Origin of the sequence: Actinomadura sp. B10D3 (assembly GCF_039871695.1) — a bacterium.
GTDB lineage: Bacteria > Actinomycetota > Actinomycetes > Streptosporangiales > Streptosporangiaceae > Spirillospora > Spirillospora madurae.
Map to the genome: position 1 here is coordinate 111,668 of NZ_JBDPLY010000022.1, position 24,859 is coordinate 136,526.

At 69.7% G+C, this 24,859-nt stretch carries 25 protein-coding genes and 1 pseudogene; 12 read left to right on the forward strand and 14 right to left on the reverse strand.

The annotated features are described in order from the left end of the window. Positions 1-36 precede the first annotated feature (36 nt). From ABGB11_RS28585 to ABGB11_RS28615, 7 genes are all read left to right on the forward strand, one after another. Positions 37-375, forward strand: coding sequence for an acyl carrier protein (locus ABGB11_RS28585; RefSeq protein ID WP_347637666.1), 339 nt, complete (start codon positions 37-39; stop codon positions 373-375). 10 nt (positions 376-385) lie between these two features. After that, positions 386-1,978 (forward strand): tryptophan halogenase family protein, encoded by a 1,593-nt coding sequence (locus ABGB11_RS28590; protein WP_347637668.1) that lies wholly within the window; start codon positions 386-388, stop codon positions 1,976-1,978. A 156-nt stretch (positions 1,979-2,134) separates the two neighbouring features. Further along, on the forward strand, positions 2,135-2,488 hold the full coding sequence (locus ABGB11_RS28595) for an ArsR family transcriptional regulator (RefSeq protein ID WP_347637670.1): 354 nt from the start codon (positions 2,135-2,137) through the stop codon (positions 2,486-2,488). Continuing rightward, positions 2,481-2,753, forward strand: a complete 273-nt coding sequence (locus tag ABGB11_RS28600; RefSeq protein WP_347637672.1) for a hypothetical protein — start codon at positions 2,481-2,483, stop codon at positions 2,751-2,753. Before ABGB11_RS28595 ends, ABGB11_RS28600 begins: the two co-directional genes overlap by 8 nt. 125 nt (positions 2,754-2,878) lie before the next feature. Beyond that, the gene (locus tag ABGB11_RS28605) at positions 2,879-3,301 is read left to right on the forward strand and encodes a hypothetical protein (RefSeq protein WP_347637674.1); all 423 of its coding nucleotides are present in this window, start codon (positions 2,879-2,881) and stop codon (positions 3,299-3,301) included. A 59-nt stretch (positions 3,302-3,360) separates the two neighbouring features. Next, entirely contained in the window at positions 3,361-5,685 is a 2,325-nt protein-coding gene (locus ABGB11_RS28610) for an MMPL family transporter (RefSeq protein WP_347637676.1), read from the forward strand. Positions 5,686-6,109: 424 nt separating this feature from the next. Further along, positions 6,110-7,303, forward strand: a complete 1,194-nt coding sequence (locus ABGB11_RS28615) for an FAD-dependent oxidoreductase (protein WP_347637678.1) — start codon at positions 6,110-6,112, stop codon at positions 7,301-7,303. A 36-nt stretch (positions 7,304-7,339) separates the two neighbouring features. Here ABGB11_RS28615 and ABGB11_RS28620 read toward each other — a convergent pair. After that, positions 7,340-7,468 (reverse strand): annotated as a pseudogene (locus ABGB11_RS28620) (BlaI/MecI/CopY family transcriptional regulator); the annotation flags it as partial. Positions 7,469-7,565: 97 nt separating this feature from the next. On the opposite strand from ABGB11_RS28620, the gene ABGB11_RS28625 reads away from it, so the two are divergent. Beyond that, positions 7,566-9,608, forward strand: a complete 2,043-nt coding sequence (locus ABGB11_RS28625; protein ID WP_347637680.1) for a tetratricopeptide repeat protein — start codon at positions 7,566-7,568, stop codon at positions 9,606-9,608. A 199-nt stretch (positions 9,609-9,807) separates the two neighbouring features. Here the strand turns inward: ABGB11_RS28625 and ABGB11_RS28630 are convergent, their stop codons facing one another. Both ABGB11_RS28630 and ABGB11_RS28635 read right to left on the reverse strand, forming a co-directional pair. Then, positions 9,808-11,175, reverse strand: a complete 1,368-nt coding sequence (locus ABGB11_RS28630) for an APC family permease (protein ID WP_347637682.1) — start codon at positions 11,173-11,175, stop codon at positions 9,808-9,810. Between the two features lie 33 nt (positions 11,176-11,208). Next, positions 11,209-12,099, reverse strand: coding sequence for a carbon-nitrogen hydrolase family protein (locus tag ABGB11_RS28635; protein ID WP_347637684.1), 891 nt, complete (start codon positions 12,097-12,099; stop codon positions 11,209-11,211). 104 nt (positions 12,100-12,203) lie between these two features. Here ABGB11_RS28635 and ABGB11_RS28640 point away from each other — a divergent pair, with 104 nt between their 5' ends. Then, positions 12,204-12,962 carry an FCD domain-containing protein gene (locus tag ABGB11_RS28640; RefSeq protein ID WP_347637686.1) on the forward strand — a complete coding sequence of 253 codons (759 nt, stop codon included), beginning with the start codon at positions 12,204-12,206 and terminating at the stop codon, positions 12,960-12,962. 127 nt (positions 12,963-13,089) lie between these two features. Here ABGB11_RS28640 and ABGB11_RS28645 read toward each other — a convergent pair whose 3' ends face one another. From ABGB11_RS28645 to ABGB11_RS28655, 3 genes are all read right to left on the reverse strand, one after another. Further along, entirely contained in the window at positions 13,090-13,359 is a 270-nt protein-coding gene (locus ABGB11_RS28645; protein ID WP_347637688.1) for a hypothetical protein, read from the reverse strand. Between the two features lie 76 nt (positions 13,360-13,435). Then, positions 13,436-14,971, reverse strand: coding sequence for a pyridoxamine 5'-phosphate oxidase family protein (locus ABGB11_RS28650; RefSeq protein WP_347637690.1), 1,536 nt, complete (start codon positions 14,969-14,971; stop codon positions 13,436-13,438). 11 nt (positions 14,972-14,982) lie between these two features. Next, complete coding sequence (locus ABGB11_RS28655; RefSeq protein WP_347637692.1) at positions 14,983-15,171, reverse strand: hypothetical protein; 189 nt, start codon at positions 15,169-15,171, stop codon at positions 14,983-14,985. A gap of 111 nt (positions 15,172-15,282) precedes the next feature. Here ABGB11_RS28655 and ABGB11_RS28660 point away from each other — a divergent pair, with 111 nt between their 5' ends. After that, a complete protein-coding gene (locus ABGB11_RS28660; RefSeq protein WP_347637694.1) occupies positions 15,283-15,903 on the forward strand; it encodes a TetR/AcrR family transcriptional regulator in 621 nt (206 codons plus the stop codon). A gap of 134 nt (positions 15,904-16,037) precedes the next feature. Here ABGB11_RS28660 and ABGB11_RS28665 read toward each other — a convergent pair whose 3' ends face one another. The 7 genes from ABGB11_RS28665 to ABGB11_RS28695 all read right to left on the reverse strand — a co-directional run bounded on the left by ABGB11_RS28665 (position 16,038) and on the right by ABGB11_RS28695 (position 21,377). Then, positions 16,038-16,277 (reverse strand): hypothetical protein, encoded by a 240-nt coding sequence (locus ABGB11_RS28665; RefSeq protein ID WP_347637696.1) that lies wholly within the window; start codon positions 16,275-16,277, stop codon positions 16,038-16,040. Positions 16,278-16,347: 70 nt separating this feature from the next. Continuing rightward, positions 16,348-16,719 carry a hypothetical protein gene (locus ABGB11_RS28670; RefSeq protein ID WP_347637698.1) on the reverse strand — a complete coding sequence of 124 codons (372 nt, stop codon included), beginning with the start codon at positions 16,717-16,719 and terminating at the stop codon, positions 16,348-16,350. 111 nt (positions 16,720-16,830) lie between these two features. Beyond that, positions 16,831-17,484 carry a hypothetical protein gene (locus ABGB11_RS28675; RefSeq protein WP_347637700.1) on the reverse strand — a complete coding sequence of 218 codons (654 nt, stop codon included), beginning with the start codon at positions 17,482-17,484 and terminating at the stop codon, positions 16,831-16,833. 463 nt (positions 17,485-17,947) lie between these two features. Beyond that, a complete protein-coding gene (locus ABGB11_RS28680; protein WP_347637702.1) occupies positions 17,948-18,892 on the reverse strand; it encodes a nitroreductase/quinone reductase family protein in 945 nt (314 codons plus the stop codon). Positions 18,893-19,093: 201 nt separating this feature from the next. Continuing rightward, a complete protein-coding gene (locus tag ABGB11_RS28685; protein ID WP_347637704.1) occupies positions 19,094-20,071 on the reverse strand; it encodes a zinc-binding alcohol dehydrogenase family protein in 978 nt (325 codons plus the stop codon). A gap of 86 nt (positions 20,072-20,157) precedes the next feature. Further along, complete coding sequence (locus ABGB11_RS28690) at positions 20,158-20,592, reverse strand: Rrf2 family transcriptional regulator (protein WP_347637706.1); 435 nt, start codon at positions 20,590-20,592, stop codon at positions 20,158-20,160. 242 nt (positions 20,593-20,834) lie between these two features. Then, positions 20,835-21,377: an SRPBCC domain-containing protein gene (locus tag ABGB11_RS28695; protein WP_347637708.1), complete on the reverse strand. Its 543-nt coding sequence runs from the start codon at positions 21,375-21,377 to the stop codon at positions 20,835-20,837. Positions 21,378-21,489: 112 nt separating this feature from the next. Between ABGB11_RS28695 and ABGB11_RS28700 the strand changes: the two genes are divergently transcribed. Then, entirely contained in the window at positions 21,490-21,903 is a 414-nt protein-coding gene (locus ABGB11_RS28700; protein WP_347637710.1) for a helix-turn-helix domain-containing protein, read from the forward strand. A 1,663-nt stretch (positions 21,904-23,566) separates the two neighbouring features. Here ABGB11_RS28700 and ABGB11_RS28705 read toward each other — a convergent pair. After that, positions 23,567-24,199, reverse strand: a complete 633-nt coding sequence (locus ABGB11_RS28705; protein WP_347637712.1) for a LysE family translocator — start codon at positions 24,197-24,199, stop codon at positions 23,567-23,569. Between the two features lie 67 nt (positions 24,200-24,266). Between ABGB11_RS28705 and ABGB11_RS28710 the strand changes: the two genes are divergently transcribed. Beyond that, complete coding sequence (locus ABGB11_RS28710) at positions 24,267-24,794, forward strand: CGNR zinc finger domain-containing protein (RefSeq protein ID WP_347637714.1); 528 nt, start codon at positions 24,267-24,269, stop codon at positions 24,792-24,794. Positions 24,795-24,859 lie beyond the last annotated feature (65 nt).

Here is a 24,859-nt window from a genome sequence, read left to right on the forward strand (position 1 = left end):
CCCGTTCCGCACCCCACCCCAACCGGAGGAAGGCCCATGACCGAACCGACCATCGACACCGTCCCGCCCGGGGACGCCGGCGCACCGGGAGCGCCGTCGGCCGACCGGCTGCGGACCTGGCTCGCGGGCCGGGTCGCCTACTACCTGGAGCGGGAGCCGGCGGAGATCGACGACGACGCCCCGCTGACGTCCTACGGCCTGGACTCGGTCTACGCCTTCTCCATCTGCGGCGACATCGAGGACACCTTCGGGCTCCTGGTCGATCCCACGCTGGTGTGGGACCACGACAGCGTCGCGGCGCTCGCCGCGCATCTGGCCGGGGCCGCCCGGGACGCCGGGGCGGCGGGGCCGTACCCGCGATCGCACTCTCACTAGGGGGCACCTCATGCACGACACCAAGATCGACAGCGTGGTCATCCTCGGCGGCGGCACGGCCGGCTGGATGACCGCGTCCTACCTCGGCAAGGCCCTGCAGGGCACCGCGCGGATCACCGTGCTGGAGGCCCCGGGCATTCCCAGGATCGGCGTGGGCGAGGCCACCGTGCCGAACCTGCAGAAGACCTTCTTCGACTACCTCGGGCTTTCGGAGGAGGAGTGGATGCCCGAGTGCAACGCCGCGTTCAAGATGGCGGTGAAGTTCATCAACTGGCGCACGCCGGGCGAGTCCAGCCCGGTCTCCCGCGAGGACGAGCACGGCAGCGACCACTTCTACCACCCGTTCGGGCTGCTGCCCGACCACGACCGGATCCCGCTGTCGCACTACTGGTACCACGAGCGCCACCACGGCCGGACCGACGAGCCGTTCGACTACGCCTGCTTCCGGGAACCGGCGATCATGGACGCCAAGCGTGCCCCGCGCGACCTGGAAGGCCGTCCGGCGACCCGGTACGCCTGGCACTTCGACGCCCACCTGGTGGCCGACTTCCTGCGCCGGTTCGCCACCGGCAAGCAGGGCGTGGTCCACGTCCAGGACAAGCTCGCCGGCGTCGAGAAGGACGAGCGCGGCTTCGTCACCGCGCTGACCACCGAGGGCGGCGAGCGGCTGGAGGGACAGCTGTTCATTGACTGCTCGGGCTTCCGCAGCCTGCTGATGAACAAGGCGATGGGCGAGCCGTTCATCGACATGGGCGACCACCTGCCGTGCGACAGCGCGGTGGCGACCCAGATTCCGCACGACGACGAGGCGCACGGCGTGGAGCCCTACACCTCGGCCATCGCGATGAGCAGCGGCTGGACCTGGAAGATCCCGATGCTGGGCCGCTTCGGTACCGGCTACGTCTTCTCCAGCAAGTTCCAGTCCCGTGAGGACGCGACCGCCGAGTTCTGCGAGATGTGGAAACTGGACCCGGACACCGCCTCGCTGAACCAGGTGAGCTTCCGGGTCGGCCGGAACGAGCGCACCTGGGTCAAGAACTGCGTGGGCATCGGCCTGTCCTCGTTCTTCCTGGAGCCGCTGGAGTCCACGGGGATCTACTTCATCACCGCGGCGATCCACCAGCTGGTCAAGCACTTCCCCGACACCGGGTTCGACCAGGCCCTCATCGACTCGTTCAACGAGGAGATCGCGGTCATGTTCGACGACACCCGCGACTTCATCCAGGCGCACTTCTTCCTGTCGCCGCGCGTGGACACCCCGTTCTGGCGGGCGACCAAGGACATCCACCTGCCGGAGAACATCCGCCGGAAGGTCGAGATGTACAAGGCGGGGCTGCCGATCAACGCGCCGGTGACCGACGAGAGCACCTACTACGGGAACTTCGAGGCGGAGTTCCGCAACTTCTGGACCAACGGCAGCTACTACTGCATCTTCGCCGGCCTCGGCCTGACCCCCGACCATCCGCTGCCGCTGCTGGCGCACAAGCCCGAGTCCATCAGGGGCGCGCTCCCGCTGTTCGGGCGGGTCAAGCAGGAGCAGCGGGAGCTGGTCGCGTCGCTGCCCGGCAACTACGAGTACCTGCGCAGGCTGCACGGCAGGTGACCGGCGTGCCCGCGTCCCGCTGAGCCGGCGCCCGGGGCCGCCGCGCGTCTCAGGGTCCCCCTGATCTTTCCCCAGGGGGACCCTGGTTCACCTCGGGAGGCCTGGTCCCTCCGCACGCCACCCGCTAACGTTTGTTGGCATGTGCAAGAGGTTGACATGGGCATCGGGGACCTGACGGGAGATGACCTGGTGAAGGTGCTGGCGGTGCTCGCCAATCCGCACCGGATACGGGTGATCGGTGTCCTGTCGAAGCAGCGGAACTATGTGAGCCAGCTGGCCCGGGACCTGGGCATCAGCCGGGCCCTCTTGCAGGTCCACCTGCGCAAGCTGGAAGCGGTCGGGCTGGTGACGGCCACCCTCGAGTTGTCGGAGGACGGGAAGGCCATGAAGTACTACGAGGTCGTGCCCTTCGCGCTGAACCTCACTCCGGAGGCCTGCGCGGCGGCGGCCGAGACGCTGGCGCCGCGCGACGGGGACGGGGACGCGCGGAAGGAGCCCCGCGATGGGTGACGCGTGGATCGTCGAGGACGTCGTCTCGGTCATCGGGGTGTTCGTCCTGCTCACGACCGTCATCACGGTGGGCATCCGGCAGTACGCGGCCGTCAAGCGGGCCAGGGCGGAGGCCGAGCGCGACCAGGACCACCGCAAGCTGGCCGAGGCCGCCCTGCTCGTTCAGGAGAACACCGAGCTCCAGCTCCGCGAGATCGCCGTCCACCTCGCCGACATCAGCACCCGGGTGGAATCGCTGGAACGCATCCTCAAGGAGGTCGAGTAACGACCCTCGCGTGATCTGGGCCGCCGAGCGGCAACTCGGCGACCCAGCGATGGAAGACGTACCATCCTCTCGCCCGCGGGCGAGGTCGCACAGAGAACGCGCCTTCATGGAAAGGAGAGCAGCTCATGCTGCTCCATGGCAAGTCGATCAGTGACGGTGCCGGCGACTCCGATCCGCATGAACTCTCTCTCCCGCTGAGCGGCTGGCTGCTGCGCAGCGCCCGGGGGACCGGGCGGCGCCCCGCCCTGGAGGTCTACTCCGTGAGCGGCTTCGAGGACGTCTCGGTGGCCGCGGTCACGGGCCCCGCCCTGCTGCGCGGGGCTCGCCGGGGCCGCAGGCTCGGGCGGTCCTGGTCCCTGGCATGGGGGCAGATCCCGCTGAGCGCGGACGCCGTCGAGGTGGTGTTCCGGAGGCGGCAGCAGTCCATGCACGCCCGCCCGACCGTCCTGCTGGACCGCTTCTGGGTGGCCGAGGTCGGCCTGGCATGCCGGTCGGTCACCGTCCGGGCCGGCCGGGTCCAGGCGACCGCGCGGGTCATGGCGGCGTGATCCGCCGCGCGGGCCTCGTGCCGCGCGGACGTCGACGAGCTGATCGAGGAGAGACGACCATGTCCGAGAACGCCCCCATATCGTCCGGGGACCCCGATTCCGCTTCCGGCGCCGGGCCCGAACCCGTTTCCGCCTCCGGGGCGCCGCCGGCGCGCGGGCCGGTGGTGGAACGGGTCGCGGCCTGGTCCGCGCGGCACAAGTGGCCGGTGATCGCCGCGTGGTTCGGACTGGTCGTGATCGCGTTCGTGCTCAGCGGGCTGGTCACCGGCGACCAGGCGCACACCACCGGTCCGGGTGAGGCCGGGCGCGGGCAGCGGATCCTGAACGAGCAGGACGTGGACGGAACGGCGCGCGAGAACGTGCTCGTCCAGGAGAGGACGCCGGGCGGGCCCTTCGCCTCCGACCCGGAGCTGCGGCAGGCCGTCCAGGACCTCGTGGCGGCGCTGAAGACGGCACCTGTGTCGGGGATCCTGTCGCCGCTCGACCCCGGCTCCGGCAAGCGGCTGATCTCCGCCGACGGGAGGTCGGGCCTGGTCGTCTTCGAGATGACGGGCACCGACGACGAGAAGGACGCCGCGTTCGCCGCCTCGGCGAAGGCCGTCGACTCCGTCCGCGAGAAGTACCCGGACCTGCGGATCGCGCAGGCAGGCGACCGCAGCATCGCCAAGGCGACCGACGAGGTCTACGGCGACGACTACAAGCGCTCGGAGATGCTGTCGCTGCCGCTCACCCTGCTCATCCTCGTCGTGGTCTTCGGCGCGCTGGTCGCCGCCGGGATCCCCGTCCTGCTGTCGCTGTCGGCGGTGGTCGCCACCGTCAGCCTGGTCCAGGTCATCAAGCAGGTCATGCCGATCAACAGCACCGTGGCCTCGATGGTGCTGCTGATCGGGATGGCGGTCGGCGTCGACTACTCCCTGTTCTACCTGCGCCGCGAGCGCGAGGAGCGGGCCGCGGGGCGGACCGTGGGGGAGGCGCTGCGGATCACCGCCCGCACCTCGGGCCGTGCGGTCGTGATGTCGGGCGTCACGGTGATGCTCTGCCTGTCCGGGCTGTTCGTCACCGGCATCGACGTCTTCCGCGGCATGGCGGTCGGCACGATCCTGGTGGTGGGTCTCACCGTGGTCGGCTCGGTGACGGTGCTGCCGGCGCTTCTGGCCGCGCTCGGCCGCTGGGTGGACAGGGGCCGGGTGCCGTGGCTCGGCAGGCGCCGCACGGCGGCCGGCGAGTCCCGGCTCTGGGCGGCGATCGCGCGTGCGGTCGTCCGGCGTCCCGTGCTCCTGGGCGGCGTCGCGGCGGTGCTGCTCGCCGTGCTGTCGGTTCCCGCGTTCGGGATGCGGCTGCAGGACCCGGCGCTCACCAACGACCTGCCGCGCAGCAACGCCACGGTGGACGCGGCGGCGCGCATCCAGGAGGAGTTCCCCGGCGGGCCGTCCCCGGCCGAGGTCGTCGTCTGGGGCGGCCGGGTGCACGACCCGGCGGTGGCGAAGGCCGTCGACGGGCTCCACCGGGAGGTCGCGGCGAGCGGCGGCGCGCTGGGCGAGCCGATCCAGGTCGACGAGGTCGGGAACGTGCTGGTGGTGAACGTGCCGCTGGCGGGCTCGGGTTCGGACGCCGCGTCCATGCGGGCGCTGGAGGTGCTCCGGGAGAAGGCGCTGCCGGCGACGCTCGGCGAGGTCGACGGGATCCACTACGCGGTCACGGGTACGACGGCCGGTCCGCACGACTTCGCCGCCCGCCTGCACGGCCGCACGCCGATCGTGTTCGCGTCCGTGCTCGCGCTGGCGTTCGTGCTGCTGCTCGCGGCGTTCCGGTCGGTGGCGATCCCGCTGGTGTCGATCGCGCTGAACCTGCTGTCGGTCGGCGCGGCCTACGGGGTGGTGACCTGGGTCTTCCAGGACGGCCACCTCACCTCGGTGCTCGCCTTCACCTCCTACGGAGCGGTGCTGAGCTGGCTGCCGCTGTTCATGTTCGTCATGCTGTTCGGGCTGAGCATGGACTACCACATCTTCATCCTCAGCCGGATCCGCGAGCGGCGCCTCGGCGGCGCCGCGCACCGCGACTCGATCGTCGGCGGGATCGCCGGCAGTGCCGGGGTGGTGACCAGCGCGGCGGTGGTGATGGTCGGCGTCTTCACGATCTTCACCACGCTGTCGGCCATCGAGTACAAGATGTTCGGCGTGGGGATGTCGGTCGCGATCCTGCTCGACGCCACGATCGTGCGCGGCGTGCTGCTTCCGGCGATCATGACCCTGCTCGGCCGCGCCACCTGGTCGATGCCGGGCTGGCTGCGCCGCCTCCCGGGCGACGACTCGGCCGCCCACGCCGCCGCGGCCGTCCCGGCGCCACCGGACGCGGCCCCGGCGGAGACGGCGGGGACGCGCTGAAGACCGCCCGCTAACCGGGCGAATCCCCGAGACGGGCTGTGCGCGGCGGTGCACGGGTGAGCTGGAGTGGCCCTTGTCTCCGGTCGACGGCGATGGCGATCGCTTCGCGCTGTGGCGACGTGGTGTGGGACGGGGCCGTTCCCCCACTCTTTGATGGTGTAGTCGCCGGTTCCACGTGGTGAGTCGATCGACACGAGGCTCGGAGTGTCGAAGGGGAGGTCGGGCGCAGCTGCGAAGCCGAGGGCGAGGAGAGGGAGCGGCCCTGGTCGGCGGCTGAAGCCTGGAGCGCTCCGCGAGGTCGCCGTGGGCGGCCGGCCGGGGAGTGGCGGGCGTTTGGAGATCAGGCTTCGGTGCCTTCAGCTTGCCAAGCGCCGGAGGCGTCCATATACCCTAGGGGGGTAGGGCATATGAGAGGAGCGCTGCCATGGGTGACCACACTCGGATCGTTGTCGCAGGGGCTTCGCTGGCGGGCGTCCGCGCCGTCCAGACGCTTCGGAGCGAGGGGTATGCCGGCGAACTCACGCTGGTCGGAGCCGAACCACACCTTCCGTACAACCGGCCGCCGCTGTCCAAGAACGTTCTCACCGGCGATGATGACGTCGCCCTACCCGGGGGCGACGAGTTCGACGCCACATGGCTGGGCGGTCGCCGCGCGGTCCGGCTCGACACCGCGGATCGGGTGGTCGTCCTGGACGACGGCTCCGAACTCGCCTACGACGGCCTGGTCATAGCGACCGGTGCCCGTCCGCGGCGGTTGCCCGAGGACCAGATGGCGCTGACCGGAGTGCACGTCCTGCGCACCATCGATGACGCCAAGGAACTTCGGACGGCTCTCGCGCACAGGCCTCGGCAGGTCGTCGTCATCGGCGGCGGGTTCATCGGAGGCGAGGTGGCCTCCGCGGTACGCGCCCAGGGCATGGACGTGACGCTCATCGAGAGCGGGCCGCTCCCCATGATCGGCGTGGTCGGCCGGCAGGTGGCGGACTGGCTCGCCGAGCACCATCGGCGCAACGGCGTCGACCTGGTGACCGACGTCCGGGCGGACCGTCTGGAAGGCGGCCCCGACGGCCGGGTCGCGGCCGTCCACCTGAGCGACGGACGGTCGATCCCGGCGGACCTGGTCATCGCCGGGATGGGAGTCGCCCCCAACACCGAGTGGCTGGACGGCAGTGGCGTCCAGGTCCAGGACGGCGTCCTCACCGACGACAGGCTGTTCGCGCTCGGGTTCGCGGACGTCGTCGCCGCGGGCGACGTCGCCCGCTGGCCTCATCGGCTCTTCGGCGACGAGCCGGTCCGCGTCGAGCACTGGGCGAACGCCAACGAGCAGGGAGCCTTGGCCGCGCGCAATCTGCTGCGCGGGCCTTCCGGCGCCGAACCCTTCGTCGAGGTGGCCGGGCTCGGCACGCGCGTGCACGGCAAGCGCATCCAGTGGGCCGGCTTTCCGCGTCTCGCCGACCAGAGCACGATCGTCGCCGGCTCGGTCGAGGAGTCGAAGTTCGCGGTCGCGTTCTCGCGGGACGGCGTCCTGGTGGGCGCGGCCACCGTCAACTACCCCAAGGAACTGAACCGTCTCCGCGCCGCCATCGCGACCGGCGCCGACCAGCCCACTCCGGTTTGACCCGGCGGGGAGGCGGACACCTCCGAAACAGGTCCGCCTCCCCTGGGTGCTGCGGGTGAGGGCGCCCTTCTCGGCCGGCCGGCTCATCACGGTGAGCACGGTGGTGTAGGCCAGCGGCGGGGTCCGGTTCTCATTGAGTGCGTCCAGCGTCTCGCGGACGGTCAAGGGCCCGGACGCAGTGATCTACAAAGTAAAGGCGACAGGTCGTGTTCTTTTTGATCTTGTCGGACGAGCGCTGAACGATCTCTGGTATGACTGGCGGATGTCCACGAACTCCCCGCAGGAACCCACCGGATCCGAGTTCCGCGCCGCTGCCGAGGCGGGAGATCCGCAGGCCGGCGTGGAGTACGCCACGTTCCTGATGGGCGGTTCGGTCAAGGACGTGGACGGGGCCATGCCGTGGCTGGAGCCCGCCGCCCTCGCGGGCGACGGGCACGCCGCCCGGACGCTCGCGATCATCCTGCGTGACAGGGGCGAGTACGACCAGGCGGAGCGCTGGTACCGGGCCGCGGCGGATCACGACGGCGGCTGCGCGTTCGGCCTGGCGACACTGCTGGAGAAATCCGGCGACCTCGCCGGGGCGGCCGAGTGGTACGACAGGGGCGCCGCCCTGGGCAGTCTGGAGTGCAAGACCAACGGTGCGGTCCTGCTCGCCAGTCAGTACAGGGAGGACGAGGCCAGGGCACGGCTGGAGGAGGCGCAGCGGGAGGGCGATCACGTTGCCGGTGACGCTCTGGGCCTGATGGACGGCCTCTCCAGCGAGATATTCAGGTGCGACGACCTTCTGGATCAGGCGGAGGAGGACAAGGACGACCTGGAGTGGGCGTTGGAAGCCGTCCACGACCTGCGTGACCGGGCCGAGAACTTCAGGACGTACCCCTGGTACCTCGACGATGCGCTGTTGGTATACGACAAGGCCGCCGAAGTGGCGCAGGACGACGCTCCTCTGGTCTGGAAGGCACTGCTGCTGGTCCAGCTCGACCGTTGGGAGGACGCGCAGAGCGCTATGGAGAAGGCGGCGGAACGATTCCCGGAGTCGGGATTCGTCCCGTATGTCTACGGCCTTCTGCAGCGCGAGCACGGTGACCTGGACAAGGCCGAGACGTGGCTGCGGCGCGCGGCGGACCTCGGCCGGCCCGAGGCGATGTGGAACTTGGCCGTCCTCTACCTGAACCAACGGCGGCTCGATGAGGCGCAGCGCTGGTATACGGCGTACGGCGAACGAGCGGATGAGGACAACGACAAGGACTACGCGGCCGGGCTGGAGCGTGTCGAGGAGTATCGCCGGCAGCCCGACAACCTGCTCGACGAGGTGGATGAGGCGCGGCTGCCGGACCTGCGCACCGCCGCGGAGGCCGGCGACCGCGCGGCGGCGGCCGAACTGGCTCGGCTGCTCCGGCACAAGCGCGCACTCCCGGAGGCTGTGAAGTGGTTCCGCCTGGCGGCCGAGGACGGCGATCCGCAGACGAAGCTGGAACTGGGCGAGTTCCTGTACGACGTCTGCAACGCCGACTCGGAGTATGTGATCGAGTGGTTCCTGCCCGCGGCCGAGGCCGCCTATGAACGTGCCGGCGCAGCTCCGGTCGCCGATCCCGCGGACGTGGAGTTGATCGAACGCGTCGGGCGGTTCTATCTGTACGCCAAGGACGAGTTCAAGGCCGAGAAGTGGCTGCGGCGCGCCGGCCGGCTCGGCCACGGCGAGGCCGCCTGGTGGGCCGGGTCGCGTTCGGACGAGTACGGCGACCGGCAGGAGGCCGAGCGCATGTGGGTGCTCGCGGTCCAGGGGGGTGTCGCCTGGTGCGGCTGGCTCGCCGGACGGAGCATGGTCCGGCGCGGGGCGTACGCCGAAGCCGAGCCGGTGCTGCGGATCGCCTGGGAAGGCCGCGAGGAGAAGGAGCCGCTGCACGAGGCGGCGTACTGGCTGGGCCTGTCCCTGCGCGGTCAGGGACGGCTGGACGAGGCGGCCGACTGGCTGCGCACGGCGGTCGAGGTGCACCCGTCGGTGCGGAAGGGCTACAGCGGTTTCACGGCCACCTCACTGTTCGACCCGCGCTCGGACCTGGCCGATCTTCTCTGCGACCTGGAACTCGACGACGAGGCGAGCCCCCTGGTGGACGCCCTCCTCGAGCGGCACCCCAGGCATCGGGTCGCGAACCGCGTCGCCGCGCGGATCGCCGCACGCCGCGGTGATCTGGAGGCGGCCCGCGGCCACCTGGAACATGTCGTGGACGACCCGGCCGAACTCCGGGAGGGCGTCACCCCCGAGGACCTCCGCAGGATCTTCGACGCCGTCCACCCCAGGTAACGGACACCCGCCCGCCCCTGAACGGCAACAGACCGGCACCATGCGCACCGACCGGATCCCGCGCAGGCCGCCGCGGCGTCGATGAGGCTCATCAGACGTCGTCCTCCACCATCCGCCGCGCCACCTCGTTGGCCAAGCGGCACCGGCAGCGTGACCTTCCCGGCGCGACCTGTTCCTCGACCGGCCGGCCGTTCCGGGTCTATTCGGTGGGTACCGGCTCGGCAGGACGCTTGTCCTCGGTGAACTCCAGCTCCGGGGGTGCGAGCCGGAAGAATCTCGTCAGGTACGCCAGGTAGGCGACGCCGAGCGCGAGCCAGATCAGGCCGAGGATCAGGGCTCTTCCATCGAGGTGGAACAGCAGCCAAAGGTCGACCAGCGCGCCGACCGCGGGGACCAGGATGCCGGTCAGGACGCGGCCGCCCGCGCCGGAGCGGCGGTCGCGGACGAACATCGCGATGACGCTCAGGTTCACGAACGTGAATGCCACGAAGGCACCGAAGTTGATGAACGACGTCGAGGTGGCGACGCTCAGCCGGAGCGCGATGAGGCCGACCGCGCCGGTGAGCAGGATGTTGAAGGCCGGGGTTCGGAAACGCGGGTGGACGTAGCCGAACAGCCGGCGCGGCAGGACCGAGTCACGTCCCATCGCGAACAGCAGGCGTGACCCGCTGGCCTGGGCCGCGATCCCGGAGGCGGACTGCGCCACGACCAGACCTGCCAGGAAGATCGAGGAGAACAGGTCACCGCCGATCGTCACGGCGATCTCGAAGGCCGCGGAACTGGAGTCCTCGAATGCGCTGCCTGGATGGGCCAGCTGCGTGGTGTAGGCGACCGTGACGAAGATGGCCCCGCCTATCAGCGCGATCAGAAGGATCGCGCGCGGCATCGTGCGTTCGGGATCGACGGTCTCCTCGGTGAGCGTGGTGACCGCGTCGAAGCCGAGGAAGGAGTACGCCGCGATGGCCGCCCCGCCCGAGATGCCGGCGAAGGTCGTCCCGTCGTGGAAGAACGGAGTCCCCGAGGCGAGCGCCGAGGCGCCGTCCACGTGGACGGCGTGCCGCAGTGACAGCAGCACGAAGATTGCGATGACCAGGATCTGGAAGACCATGAACAGGTTGTTGGTGCGTTCTGCGGTCTTGATTCCCAGCAGGTTCAACACAGTGGTCACGACGATGTAGGCGAGGATCCACGTCCAGCCTGGCACGCCGGGGAATCTGGCCTGCAGGTAGGCCCCGCCGATCAGCCAGATGACCATCGGCAGGAAGAAGTAGTCCAGTAGCGTCGCCCAGCCCACGAGGAACCCGAGCCGGGGCTCGATCGCGCGCCGTACGTACGTGTACGCCGAGCCGGCCACCGGGTACGCCGTCGCCATGCGTCCGTAGCTGTAAGCGGTGAAGAGCATCGCGACGAGCGCGAGCAGATAGGCCGTCGGCACGACGCCGTTCGTCGTGGTCGCCACGACCCCGAACGTGCCGAGGACGATCAGCGGTGTCATGTACGCCAGGCCGAACAGGACGACCGATCTCAGGGTCAGGCTGCGCTTGAGCGTACGGGGATGGGTGTCCATGGACGGCTCCCTGGGGTGGTGCGAGGGACAGGCTCAGTTGGTCGCGGAAGGGTGATGGCCCGCCGGGCGCCACCGCCGAGGGTCGATGCGGCCTTCGTACAGCGGCAGTTCGATGGGGGAGTCTGCGTCGTTGAACTGGTCCCACATGCGGTTCACGCCGGCCGTGCCGTGCGTACGGACGCGGGTGACCTCGTCCAGGTCCAGCAGGTCCGTGAGGACGGCGGGGGCGTCGCCGGGGGCCTCGGCACGTACGGCGCCCTCCGGGTCGACCACCAGGGAGTGCCCGGTACCGGTCGGTCCGGCGGTGTTGACGCTCGCGACGAAGACCTGGTTGGCGATGGCGGCGGCACGTACGAGCACCAGTTCCTGCGCTCGGTCCTTGGTCGTGGTCATCACCGGGTTGACGATCAGCTCGGCGCCCATCCAGGCCAGGTGGCGGGCGACCTCGGGGAACCAGATGTCGTAGCAGATCGCGAACCCGACCCGGCCGCCGCCGTCGAGATCGAAGACGACGAACCGCTCGCCGGGGTCGTACGGCTCGTACGGCCGCCAGGGGAAGACCTTCCGGTACGACGCGGCGAGGCGGCCCTCGGGAGAGAAGGCGAGCGCCGTGTTGAAGAGCTCGCCGTTCGTGCCGCGCTCGACGACGCTGCCCGGCAGCAGCCAGATCCCGAGCTCGCGCGCCAGCTCGGCGAGCTCCGCACTTCGCGGCCCGTCCAGCGGCTCGGCGGCGTCCCGCACCTGCTGCCGCACATGCCCGCGCGAGGTGTCCACGCCGCACAGGTGCAGCTCCGGGTACACCAGGACTCGCGTTGCCCGATACCGGTCGAGCAGGTCCCGGGCCTGGGCGGCGAAGTCGGCGAAAGGCGCCGTGAACAGGCGCGGCGGTACCTGCGCGAGCGTGATGGGCAGTGGTCGGGCCACGGTCGTCCGCCTCTCTCTGGGCCTGAGGAGAAAATAGAGCAAAATGAGCAGTTATCCAAGGGGTCGGACCTGAGGACCTTCCTCGGCATCGCTAGAGTGGGCGCATGGCCGTCCCTCCCGACGCGCCCGAGCCGGGCGGCAGCGCGACCACCGAAAGGCTTCGCGCACCGGCGCTCAGCGGCATCCGGCGGCTCTCGGCGCTGGAGACGGTGCGGGCCCGGATCGCACTCGCGGTCGACCTCGGGCTGCTGGCGCCCGGGGAGCGCCTTCCCGCCAATGACCAGATCGCCCGGGCCCTCGACGTCGCGGAGATCACCGTGCGGCGGGCGCTCGTCTCGCTCTGCGAGGACGGCCTACTCGAACGGCGCCGCGGGCGGAACGGCGGGACCCTCGTCGCCGAGCACCCCAGCCGGCAGGCCGTCAAGGCCATGAACGCCTACCGGTCCGCCGCCGCCGACGTGCACCGGCTGATCGACCACCGCCTGGCCCTCGAATGCGGCATCGCCTACCTCGCCTCCCGCCACGCCGACGATGCGGCCGTCGCAGCCCTCGACGACCTCGTCGCCGACATGGACCGGGCGGCGAACTGGGCGGAGTTTCACGGCTGCGACGAGCGGTTCCACCTCGCCGTCGCCGCTGCGACCGGCGCCCCGGCGGCCGTCGAGCCGTACGGCGCGGTGCTGCGCGATCTGTACCACTACTACCTGCCGTACCCGCTCGAGACGCTGCGGCGGTCCAACGACGAGCACCGGGCCCTGGTCGAAGCGATCCGCCGGCACGACGCGGCGGCGGTCGACATAGCCCACGATCACGTCGTCCAACTCCACCAGACGATGTTCGTCGGCCTGACCCGCGACGACTGACGACCAGATCTACAACCCAGGGACGGCCCGGGGGCTGCGGCCACGACTGGGGCGAGCACTGGAAAGCGCAGCGATGGTAGATACACCCCCGGGCGCTGTCCTCCACGAGAGGATCGGACGGCAACGGTCATTCGGTGACGTAGTTCTCGAGCCTGATGTCAGGGTCTCGGCGTATGGCGAGTGCTCCGTATGCCGCGCCGGCGACGAGGATCAGCGGCATCGCGAAGATGTACGGGGAGTCGCTTCCGGTGACGTCCTGATAGTGGGCCACGATGATTCCGCCGATGATGACGAGTCCGGTGCCGGCGATGGCCGGTGCGATCCTGGTCGACCACATCGAGCCCGACACGGTGCCCCGCAGAGAGGACACGATCACGCTCAGGCAGCACCCGGCCATCACATAGATGGTGGCGAGCGAAGGCAGACCACGCCGAGAGCGGCGAACGTGTACCAGTACCAGGCGATGTCGAAGCTCAGGTGCGGGCTGATCGTGGCTTCCGTGAAGTATCCGGTCGCCGCGACCATCGCGATGGTGGCCATGTGGCGTCGGCTCCGCTGGTGTAGCGCTCGTGGTGCACCTGGGTGTCCGGGACTGCGAGACCCGCGAGGACGTCTCGCACGGTTTCCATGAGTGGTTCGGGGCCGCAGATGTAGTAATGGGCGTTCCGGCTCGGTTGCAGGTCGTTGATCCAGCGGCCTACACCGGCGGCGTCGAGTCGGCCGTCCCTGCTGGTCAGTACGTGGGTGACCGACAGCCGATCGCGATGCGCGGCGACCAGCACGATCTCCTCGGGGAACTGCGGCTCGATGTGGAATGAGCCGGACGGGCCGCGGACGGCGAGGCGGTCTCCGGCGCGGAGATCACGGTGCGCGTGGGTGGAGCCGCGGCGCCGATCGCCCGCGCCGTCCTCGATGTCCTCGTAGCCTTCCTTTCGCAGCCCGGACCGGTAGGCACGGTTGATCACCAGCCTGAGCAGCCGATTGATCCCAGGGATCGCCCCGACGACTCTGAGGGGGAACGCCGGTGGGCCGCCGTCGGTGCTGGCGGAGTTGGCGGTGAGGTGTTCTCGCGCCAGCCCGATCAGGTCCGGCATGGCGTCGCGGTCGAGGTGCGCGCCGGGGGTCCACAGCCGCGAGCGTGCCACGGCGTCGTTGCCGGTCAGTTCGGCGTGTTCGACGTCGATGAGCAGTGCCGCGTGCGGGGACATCCCGCGCAGCGCCATCGTCTCCAGCAGCGCGGGATCGGTGGTGATCGCGCCGCGGCCGCGGACGTGCAGCACTCCGGTGCGTCCCGGGACGAGCGCGGCCAGCGAGAGCCGGTCGTCCTCCAGGAGGTTGTGGAGCGTGTCGGCGCGCTTGTTGCCCCTGCGGTCCGGGATGACGAGCGTGCGGCCGTCCAGGATCCGCGCCACCGCCTGCCGGTCGCCGCGCGGGCTGGTGTCGCTCCCGCCGGAGGAGTCCCAGGAGGACAGCGCGAGGAACGGCGCCGCGGCGAGGAAGTCGGCGACGCCGGGACGGCACAGGGGCCCGTCACCGGTGATCCCGGCGGCGGGATCGGCCGGGGCGGGCGGCTGCCACAGCCGTGAGCGGAGGACGGCTTGCGCGCAGTGCACGTACGCCTCCTCGATATCGACGGTCGTCTCGGCGGCCCTGCGCCCGGCCACCGAACCGTTGACGCGCAGGATCTCCCCGACGCCCGGCAGGAGGAAGAAGAAGGAGACCGGGCCGTGCGGCTCGCCCGGCTCGGGCAGGGTGAACGAGATCCGCGTGGGGGAGTGGACGCGCGCGAACCCCGGAGTCCCGCCGATGAAGGTCGTCCTCCCGGTTCCTGCGGCATCCCGGTAGCCGAAGGCCGCGATCGGGCACTGGGCGAGGATGGTCCGGCAGCCCTCGTCAAGGGCGCTGATCTGCTTGAGCATGATCGCCGATGCCGGGCGGCCGACGATGGCCTCGACCTCCTCCACGGTCGTCACCCGGTCCGGGACGTTCAACTGGCTTTCCTGCTGCACGGGAAGACCTTTCAGCCGGGGAGGGACCGGCACAGGCGCCGGTGGCCGGAGAAGAAGATGTCGCGCTGGGGTACGCCAGGGCCCTTGACCAGAGGCAGCCGCACCGCCGTGGTCGGCCCGGACTCGCTGGCGACCCCCTTATCGGAGGGGCCGGACGACGCGCCGCACCTCGCGTCGGGCAGGTACACGGTCGAGATCACGGCACCTGCCCCATATCGGTTAGGGCTTTGTTTACGCAGCTCATAAGGCTATTGTGAGCAATAGCTCAGGTCTTTGGCTACTCGCATTTCCGTGCCCCAGGAGGACCCCGGATGCCGTCGGCCGACCGCCGTCTTCAACCACGTCGCACGCCCCGCCAGGTGCGCGCCGAGCTCACCCGCGAGCGCATCCTCACCGCCGCTGCTCACGTTTTCGCCGAGTACGGCTACGCCGCCGGCACCACGAACCGCATCGCCGAACGCGCCCGCATCTCCATCGGTTCGCTGTACCAGTACTTCCCGAACAAGGACGCCATCCTCGCCGAGCTGGCGGTGCGGCACCTCGACCGCGGCACCTGGACGCGGGCCGACCAGTTCGATCTGTCGGCCGGAGGCTTGGAGGCGACGGTGCGGACATTGGTCCGCGACGCGATCGACAACCACCGTGACGATCCGCACCTGCTGCGCATCATGCTCGAGGAGGTGCCCCTTTCGCGGGAACTGCTCGACACGATCGGCCGACACGAGAAGACGCGCGTCGGTCAGGTGCGCGATCTGCTCGCCCGCCACCCTGACGTCCGCGTACGAGACCTCGACACGGCTGCGGACCTGATCGTGACCACCGTGGAACTGAACACCCACAAGTTCATGGCCCACCCGCGGACCGTTCCCGTCGAGACGTTCGAGAACGAACTGGTGGACATGGTGACCCGGTACCTGCGCGGCGATCAGTAGGCGCTCGACAGTGCGTCACGGCCGTGCGGGACTTCACCGCCGGCGTCCACGAGGGCGGTGGGCGCCTGGCCGCCCGGTGACCAGCGCCCCGGCCTTGCCGGCCGGGCCGGCGCGGTGCCGCCGGACGGCTCCGGTCAGCTCGCAGAGTTCTCCGCCGGGTCGCTCCACAAGGGTTCAGGGACCTCGGCGCCGAATGGGCCGCTCCAGTGGTTGCGGGAGGCCACCTCGTACACGGGGCGGCGGTTGGCGGCGACGCCCCATCGGCCGAGCGGGTAGCCGAAGGCCAGCATCGCCGCCGTCCGCCACCCCTGCTCCGCGGGGACGCCCAGCATGTCCGTGACGGTGTCCTCGGCGTAGCGGAGGACGGTGCTCATGACACCGCCGACGCCCTCGGCCCGCGCGGCGAGGGCTCGGCGAGCCGCCGCTTGTGGTTCGGGTCGGCCGTCAGACCTCCTGCTCGGCGCCTTGGGCGATGCGGACGCCCGCTTCGACGGCCTCCTCCCAGGTCGGGTACTCACCGTCGAAGTCGTCCGGGCCGTCCAGGCCGCCGTCGACGTAAATGTCGCCCTGCCACTCGGTGTTCGCCCTCTGCTCCTCAAAGTCCCCGGGTCGCTGTATCCATTCCAGCGGCCAGACCGGCATCATGACGCGCACCAGCCACCGATCCGCGATCTTGAGGCGGAAGGACCACTCCTCCGTGCCGTCGGCGTCCGGCTCGTGTTCCACATCGGAGACGACGACACCACGCCGCTCCAACTCGGCCACATAGGCGAGCACGTTGGCCGCCACGTCGGTGTCCACGTCGGCCGACGCCATGAAGTCCTCAGCTCTCAGCATGATCGATACGACGCCCGCCCGACGGCAGCCGGTTCCGGGCCGTACGCGAACACCTCTCTGCTTGCCGCCGCTTGACACAGAGAGGTGCCTTTAGCCGGCACCCGGCGGGGGCGGGGTGAGTTCTGCGTGCTTGACGGTGTAGCCGCCCTTTGTCACGGAAGCGAAGGGGGCCGGTGCCTGGCAGGTGCCGACTTTGCCTTCGATCGCGTTGCCGTCCTGATCTTCTTCGACGTTGCCGAAGAGCCAGGAGAAGCCGACCCGGTCCCGGGTGCGTCCAGGGGTGTCCGCGCCGGCGTCCTGGATGCTGAAGCCCAATCGCTTGCCGAGCCAGTCCTGGACCAAGTCGTCCACGCGTACCACCTTGGCGGTGAGCGCCGCGTATCCAGGGCTGGTGATCATGCAGTCCACGGCGGCCTCGAAATGGACGGTGGTGTTCTGCCGCGCGAGGTAATGGCTGACCTTCACGGTGCCCGCGGCGTCGGACGGCAGTCCGTGCGGCGCCGCCGGGAACGGTCGCGTGTAGGGGGCGGCGCGTGCCTCGAACTCGAAGTGGCGGACGTCCTTGTCTGGCGCGAACGGCATCTGGAAGTCGGCGGCCCCACGGACGCTCGCCTCCTTGGCTCCGGCCGCGGGCCTGGTCCCCGGCCCGTCCTGCGGGCCGGCGGCGTAAGCGGTGGTGACACCACCGGCCGCCATGATCACGACGGCGGCGATGAGGATCGTCCGCGTCCTGGCACTTGGCATGGCTGTCTCCCTCGGGTTCCACGACACGGATGTCGGCTGGTCGTTGCATGATCACAGCTCATGCCCGGGGTCGCCCTCGCCCGCACGGGCCAACGTGATCCCCCTCAGGGACTAGAGAACGACGCTGAAGGTGCCCCGGCCGTGTGGACACCTGATCGCTTGGGACGATGGATGGCGGGAGGAGTTCACAAGTGCCGATGTCACGCCGACCCGTTCCAGCGCATGACCGACGGCTGAGCGCCGTTGCGGCCGACCGTCCAGTCAGACCAGAGGTCGGCGCCACGGCGTCCTTGACCCCGAGGCCGGGCGTTGGACCCGTCGTCGTGCGCAACTGGTCTTCCATGACTTGTTCGCGGGGCGACATCTGCGGCTCTGGACGGATCGCGGGCGTCTGAGCCATCGGTTATGACAGTCCTGGAAAACGCCGTCCGAGTCCCCTCGGAATCGTCGCAGCATCAAGTCGTCAGCCGCCGGTTACGGGGGTGAGTACGAAGACGGGGATCTGGCGTTCTGTTCTGTGCTGGTAGGCGGCGTAGTCAGGGAACGCGTCCACCGCCCGTTGCCACCAGAGGGCCTTCTCGTCCCCGAACACCTCCCGCGCCGCGTACCGCCGGGTTTCCGAGCCGTCCTGGAGTTCGACGGCCGGCCGGGCGACCAGCGCGGCATACCATTTCGGGTCGGCAGGCTCACCGCCCTGGGAGGCGACGGCCGCATAGTGCCCCTCGTGCTCGACGCGCATCAGCGGCGTCTTGCGGATCTTGCCGGTCTTGGCGCCCCGGTAGGTCATCAGCACGGTGGGCCGCCCTTTCATCGTGACGCTGCCGGTGGTGCCGGTGCGGATGATCAGCTCGACGTGATCGCGGACCCAACCCAACGCGCTCGGCTCGTATTCGCCATTCAGTGCCATACCCTGATCAAATCCGGCCGGTCGCGATTCCGTGACCGCGCTATTGGTGCGGGGCTGCGGTTTGTGGGGGCGCCGGCCATCGACATTGGCGGTCAAGGTTCCGAGGAGACCGGGCAATTCAGACGCGGTTTCGGCCGGAAGGCCTGCCATGGTCTCCTCGGCCAGGGTGCACCAGAGCTCCTTGACCCATTCGGTGACCGCTCTGCCGCGGTCCGTGAGTTCGACGACACTGGCGCGCCCGTCGGACGGTGCGGGGCCGCGCCGCACGCGACCGGACGCTTCGAGTTTGCCGACCATGAGCGTGACGCTGGGCGGTTCGGTGCCGAGCGCGTCGCCCAGCTCGGCCTGGATCATCGGGCCCGTCCGGGCGAGTTCGAGCAGCAGCGCCTCCTGGCCGGGATGCAGGTCGAGCGGATCCAGCAGCGCCGACATCCTGGCCCGGTGCCGCAGGCTCAGCAGGCGGACGGCCCGGTTGACGGTGTCGGCTCGGTCGAAGTCCATGAGCCCTCCTCGACGAGATAGTTATGCGCATCATTATTATGCACATAATGATGACGGCTGCGCATCAGCGGTCAGAGGCGGTCGATGAGCGACTCGATGTCGAGTTCACCGTCGGCCGTCTGGCCGCCGGCCGCGAGGAACGCCTGCATGCGCTCCCTGGTGCCAGGGTCGGCCAGTGCCTGATCGAACAGGTGCGCCTCCTCAAGGAGGCCTTCGTGGGCGGGCAGGCGGGCCGCGTCCTACCTCGCTTCGCCAGCAGGACGGCGTGCGGCGGGAAGGAGGCGATCCGGCGGGCGAGAGCATCGACGAAGGGGCCGATCTCGTCGCCGGGGAAGACGCGGTTGATCCAGCCGTAGCGCTCGGCGAGTTCGGCGCGTGGACGTGCGCCGTCTTCCAGATGAGGTCGGTGACGTTGATCGTGGTGTGCATCCCGCCGGAATAGCCGATGCTGATCAATGACCCGTCCTTGGCCAGCGCCCCGAGCGCCGCTCCGGTGATCGGGCCGCCGACGCCGTCCAGGACGATGTCCACGCCCGTGCCGCCGGTCAGCCGTGCGACGCCGTCCCGCAAGGACTCCCGGGACAGGTCGATGACCTGGTGGCCGGCGGCGCGGCCAGCCTCGGCCTTGGTGGTGGAGCCGGCGGTGGAGATCGCCGTTGACGCCCCGAGGAGCCTGGCGACCTCGACACCGCCCAGGCCGACCGATCCGCCGATGCCGGGTGCCAGCACGCTCTGGCCGGGCCGCAGTTTCACGATCTCGGTCAGCGCAAGGTAGGCGGTCAGATAGCCGGCGCCGGTGGACAGGGCCGCGGCGGCCGTGTCATCGACGCCGTCCGGCAGCGGAATCAGATGATCCGGGTCGGCCTCGACGAAGTCGCGCCAGGTCCCGTCGCGTCCGACGCAGTACCCGAATCCGGTCACCAGGACGCGGGTGCCCGGGGCGAGCCTCGACGCACCGGGGTCGGTCACCGTGCCGACGCCGCTCGCGCCCGGGACGATCGGCAGCGGCTTGAGCATCTCGGCGGCCAGCTTCCCTGATCGCACCGTGTCGTCCAGCGGCGAGACTCCGGCCACGCTCATCCGGACGACCGCCTTGGCGTCGCCGCCCTTGGGCGACGGGACTTTCACCGGTCGCAGTTCCTCGTACCCTCCGAACCGTTCGTACTGGATCGCACGCACAGGTCCTCCCGTTCCACTCAGTTGTAATCACTCCAGTTACGATTGAGGCCATGAGAACGGGCCCGCCGCGGCGGGCCCTGGTGACCTCAGTCGGCGTTGCTCAGCGTCTCGGCCAGCACGTCCTCGATCGAGGTGCCCGCCAGTCGTCGCCTCACCGCTTCGTCGACATCGCCGTACACCCGGCGGAGCGCGGGCTGGATGCCCCTCCCCACCGGGCATTCCTGGTTCGGGAGGGTTGAATGCAACCTGAACAGCTCGCCCGGTTCCATCGCCTCGTAGACGTCCAGCAGCAAGGTCGACGCGGCCGGCCTGGTCAGGCTCCAGCCCGCCCCGTTCCCCCGCTGGGACTGCACGAGCCCGGCCTCGCGCAGCCGGCCGAGGGTGCGCCGGATCACCACGGGATTCGTGTTCACGCTTCCCGCGATCCGGTCCGAGGTCACCACGTCCTCGCCGTTGCGGGCCACCAGTGCCATCCACGACAGGATGTGGATCGCGACGGTGAACCGGCTGTTCGCGCTCACTGGGCGCCTCCTGACGTAACCAAAGTAGTTACATCACTGCGCAGCGGTCAAGGCGGCCCGCCGAGGCACAGACGACCGGCTGGCGCACCCCAGGGGACCGGCCATCTGCTGGCCGCCGCCGAAGCGGCGGGCGTGGCGGGCTTCGTCGCGAAGGGTTACGCCGCGTGGAACGGCATCCGGGAAGGCGGCAACAAGACCGAACGGGACCAGCGCGTTGAGGGCACTGTCCGCTGATTAATGGCTCAGGGGCGGGGCTGCACGTCGAGTGCCGCTACCAGACCGTTCAACCGCAGGCGTGTGCCTCCGCGGAGATGCCGCAGATCGTCGTCACCATCGCTCGTCGGTCTGACGAACGCTGCCTGTTCGGTCCAGGACAGTTCCGTCCCCTCGTCCTGGACGCGAAGCTCGATTGTCACGAGCGAAGTCCAGCGCAGAATATCGTCGACGTAAGCCTTGTAGACATAGACGATTCGGCCGTCTGGAATGATGTCGATATAGTTCGACTCATACTTGAGGTGCTCTTGCGGAGCCTTGCGATTTGGGAAGGCGCTGCGTGCGGTCTCACCCCCGCCGACCCTGAATTCGTGTGCGTATGCCGTTTCGCTGCCGGGAAGCTTGACCCATCGCCGCCGGACGCCGGAGTCGGCGAAGGCGCGGAACACGTCGCCGGGAGGGGCGGGGAGCTGCAGCGACACCGTGAACGTGTCGTGCCGGACGTCCCCGGGAACCTGCTCGGTGGGTGCGTTGCGGGTTCCCCGCGCCGCCTGGTCGGCTGTCTCGGTCATAACGTCTCCTCCTGGCACAAGTACTATCAGGAGGTAACGGCGCGGTCTCCGAGATTAATCCAAAGGAGGTCACGCACTTTCCATCACTTACTTACGCAGAAGGAAGCATCGCATGGACGCGGCCCTCCGCTCCCATCTGGGGGACCAGGGGATCACCCCGGAATGCATAGAGACCATCGTGCTCACGCGTGACGTGCTCGCCCGCGTAGGCGACAGATGGACCGTCCTGGTGATCAACGCGCTCGCATCCGAGCCGCTGCGGTTCGGCGCCCTGCACAAGCGGTTGGCCGGTGTCTCTGCGCGGATGCTCAGCCAGACACTGCGGCTCCTGACCAAGGACGGCCTGGTGACGAGGACGGTCTACGCCGAAGCTCCGCCGCGCGTGGAATACTCCCTCACGTCCCTGGGGCGATCGTTCAGTGAGTCCATCGACGGTGTCGTCCGCTGGGTTCAGGAACACCAACCCGAGATCACCAAGAACCGGCTCGACTTCGAACTGGGAGCCGCGCAGGAACTCACTCGATAGCCCGGCAGGTAGTGGTGCCGGCTGTCGGGTCCGGCTCGATGCGTCCTCTCGATGCCCTTGAGCCAGGGCGCCATCCGGCAGGGCCGGCGCCTGGCAGACCAGAATCGAGCAAGCCGGGGGGCGGGTGCCCAGCTCCTCGCGGCGCAGTGCGACCCACCGCCGTACCCCGTCGACGCGGGCGTGTATGAGGCCGGCTTCGCGGAGCACTCGCCAAGGGGCGGAGAGCGTGGACTTGGCGATCGGCAGGTCGCCGGGGCCGCACGTGAGTTCGCCCACCTCCGCGGCCTCACGCTCGCCTCGCCGACCGATTTCCCAGCCGGACCGTGCTGACAGCAGGCTTCGCGGAGATGGCCGCCAGCCCCCTGGTCTTCCCTGTGCTGGCCGGTGCCGGCGCCCTGCCGTACGGGGCGGGCTGCCTCATCCTGGACAGCACGCTCGTCCTGGCCCTCGCCGACCGTTGGTCGAGCAGCGGAAGCCCGACAGCGGAGAACGCCCACTCAGGGGCGCCCGCCACGTCGGAGCCGCACCGTGACACTCGCCGGGTGGCCTTGACGTGGCTAAGAGGCGTCGTGATCGCCCTTCCGGACGTGGTCATCGAACCGCTGAGTGGCCGTTCGGAGGTGGTCGAGGATCACGCTGACCGCGGGGTGGCGGTCGCCGCCGTGCCGGGTGATGGCGAAGATGTGCCGGTTGACCGGCTGCGCGGCCAACGTCCGAGGCCCGGCGCTCTACACCAGGCGCGTCCTGCCGGCCATGGTGCGGCGGGGCCGCGGGTACATCATCAACATCAACAGCCTGCAAGGGGCGCGGGGCGGGGACACCTCGGCCGCCTACTGCGTCTTCAAAGGAGCGCTGATGCGGTTCACCGACACCGTGGCGACCGAGGTCGCGGGCTCGGGGGTCGTCGTGGAGCCTGCGGGACGAGGTCCGCAGTGCGGAAGGCGCCGCGTTCGATCTCAAGCGATTCCATCGCAGGGCCCTGGACGTGGGCAGCGTCGGCCTGGACGTGCTGCGCTCCGCGATACTCGACGATTCTCCGACCGGCCGGAGTTCCTGATGAAGGTGATGGTCATCGGCACGACCGGATACATCGGTTCGGCCGTCGCCGAGTCGCTCGCCTCGGGTGGACACCCCGTGCGGTCGGCACCGCGAGCCCGGACGTCATCGTCCACGCCGGCAACCCCAGCGGGGACGTCGAGGTAGACCTGGCATCGATCGCCGCACTGCTCGAACCGGGCGTTCCGCTGATCTACACCAGCGGTATCTGGTGGATGGGGGCGGTGGGCGAAACACCCTTCTCCGAGGACCCTCCACAGGGCGACGCACCACGCGCCCAGGTCGAAAGGGCGCTGCTGTCCGCCGCCGACCGCGTCCGTACGGTGGTGATCCGGCCGGCCATCGTGTACGGGTGCGGCGGCGGAATCCCCGCGCAAATGACCGGCTGGGCACGCGAGTACGGAATCGCCGCTACGTCGGCACGCCCGCCGCCCGGTGGCTGGCCTTGGACCAGGTGATCAGCAGCGCGCGGACGCGAGAGGCGCTCGGCTGGCGCCCGAGCCGCCCGACACTCATCGAGGACCTCACGAAGCAGATCCCGTGACCGCAGTCGGGCCGCCCTGGGCCGACGATGGCGGGGCCTGCGCTGATCAGGGGCGCGGTGTCCTCAGTGGACGGCATCGGCGAGCAAGACCGTCGCGAGCACTCCGTAGACGCCTGCCGACAACCGCTGCAGAAGCTTCCGGGCTCTGGTGCGACGCAGCACCCGGTCGCGGACGGCACCTGCCGCGTATCCGATGGCGAGATCGGCGAGCAGGCCCAGTAGCTGCAGGATCAGGCCCAGCATCAGGAGTTGGAGGACGGGCTTCTCGGTGGCGTCGCCGAGGAACTGCGGCAGGAACGCGGCGAAGAACAGCATGATCTTCGGGTTGGCGATGTTTACCATGAAGCCGCGCCGGAACACGTTCGCGGAATCGGCGGTCGAAGCCTCCAGCGGCGACCTGCCGGCCTTCCAGGTCGTCCACGCGAGATAGGCGAGATACGCGGCGCCGCCGACCTGGATCACGTCGCCGGCGCCGGGCACGGCCTCGAAGAACACGCCGAGGCCGAGAGCGGTGAGGACGACGTAGACGCTGACTCCCGCGGTGATGCCGAAGGCCGCTCGGGTCGCGCCTCTCCGGCCGTCTCGCAGTCCCGTGGCGACCATGAAGAGCATGTCGGGCCCAGGCGCCAGCAAGAAGACGGCGACCGCGGCGATGAAGGCGGGCAGTACGCTGAGGTCCACCCATGTGTAACCCATAGACACGAAAGTGAAGGTTACCATCGATGTAACCCGATGGCGGTCCAGTAAGAGTTACACTGTGCTCGTGCTTGCCGTACCTGTGCTCGACATGAGCCGCGTCGTCGAGTTCGTGAACGAGTACGCCGACCGGCCGCGCGCGGCCGCGGGCGAACAGGAGATGCCCTACGCCGAGGCGGCCGACCTCCTGGAGTGGCCCGATCGTGCGCCCCTTCCGACGACCAGCGAACTCACCGCGGCCGCGAACGCGACCTTCGGCGTGTTCTCCGCCGCACACGACGGGCGCGCTTTCGAGGAGTTGAACGGCCTTCTGCGAACCGCCCGTCCCACACCCGTCGCGTCCGAGTCGGGCCTGCGCTGGACGGTCGAGACGGCGAGCGCGATCCTCCCCGCTGCGTTGGGGACGTCCCTGCTGGACTGGCTCGGGAACCACGATCAAACCCGCCTCGGGACGTGCCATGGTTCGAACTGCGTGGACGTGTACGCGGACGAATCACCGGCCGGCCGGCGGCGCTTCTGCTCGTCGACCTGCCTGAGCCGGCACAAGGTGGCCGCATACCGCCGGCGCAGATCACAGCCGCGACCGACCCACTGATCACCGCCCCGCCGGACGCTGCAGTTGCCGAGCCAGGCCGTGGACGCCCTGCGCAGGCATCACAC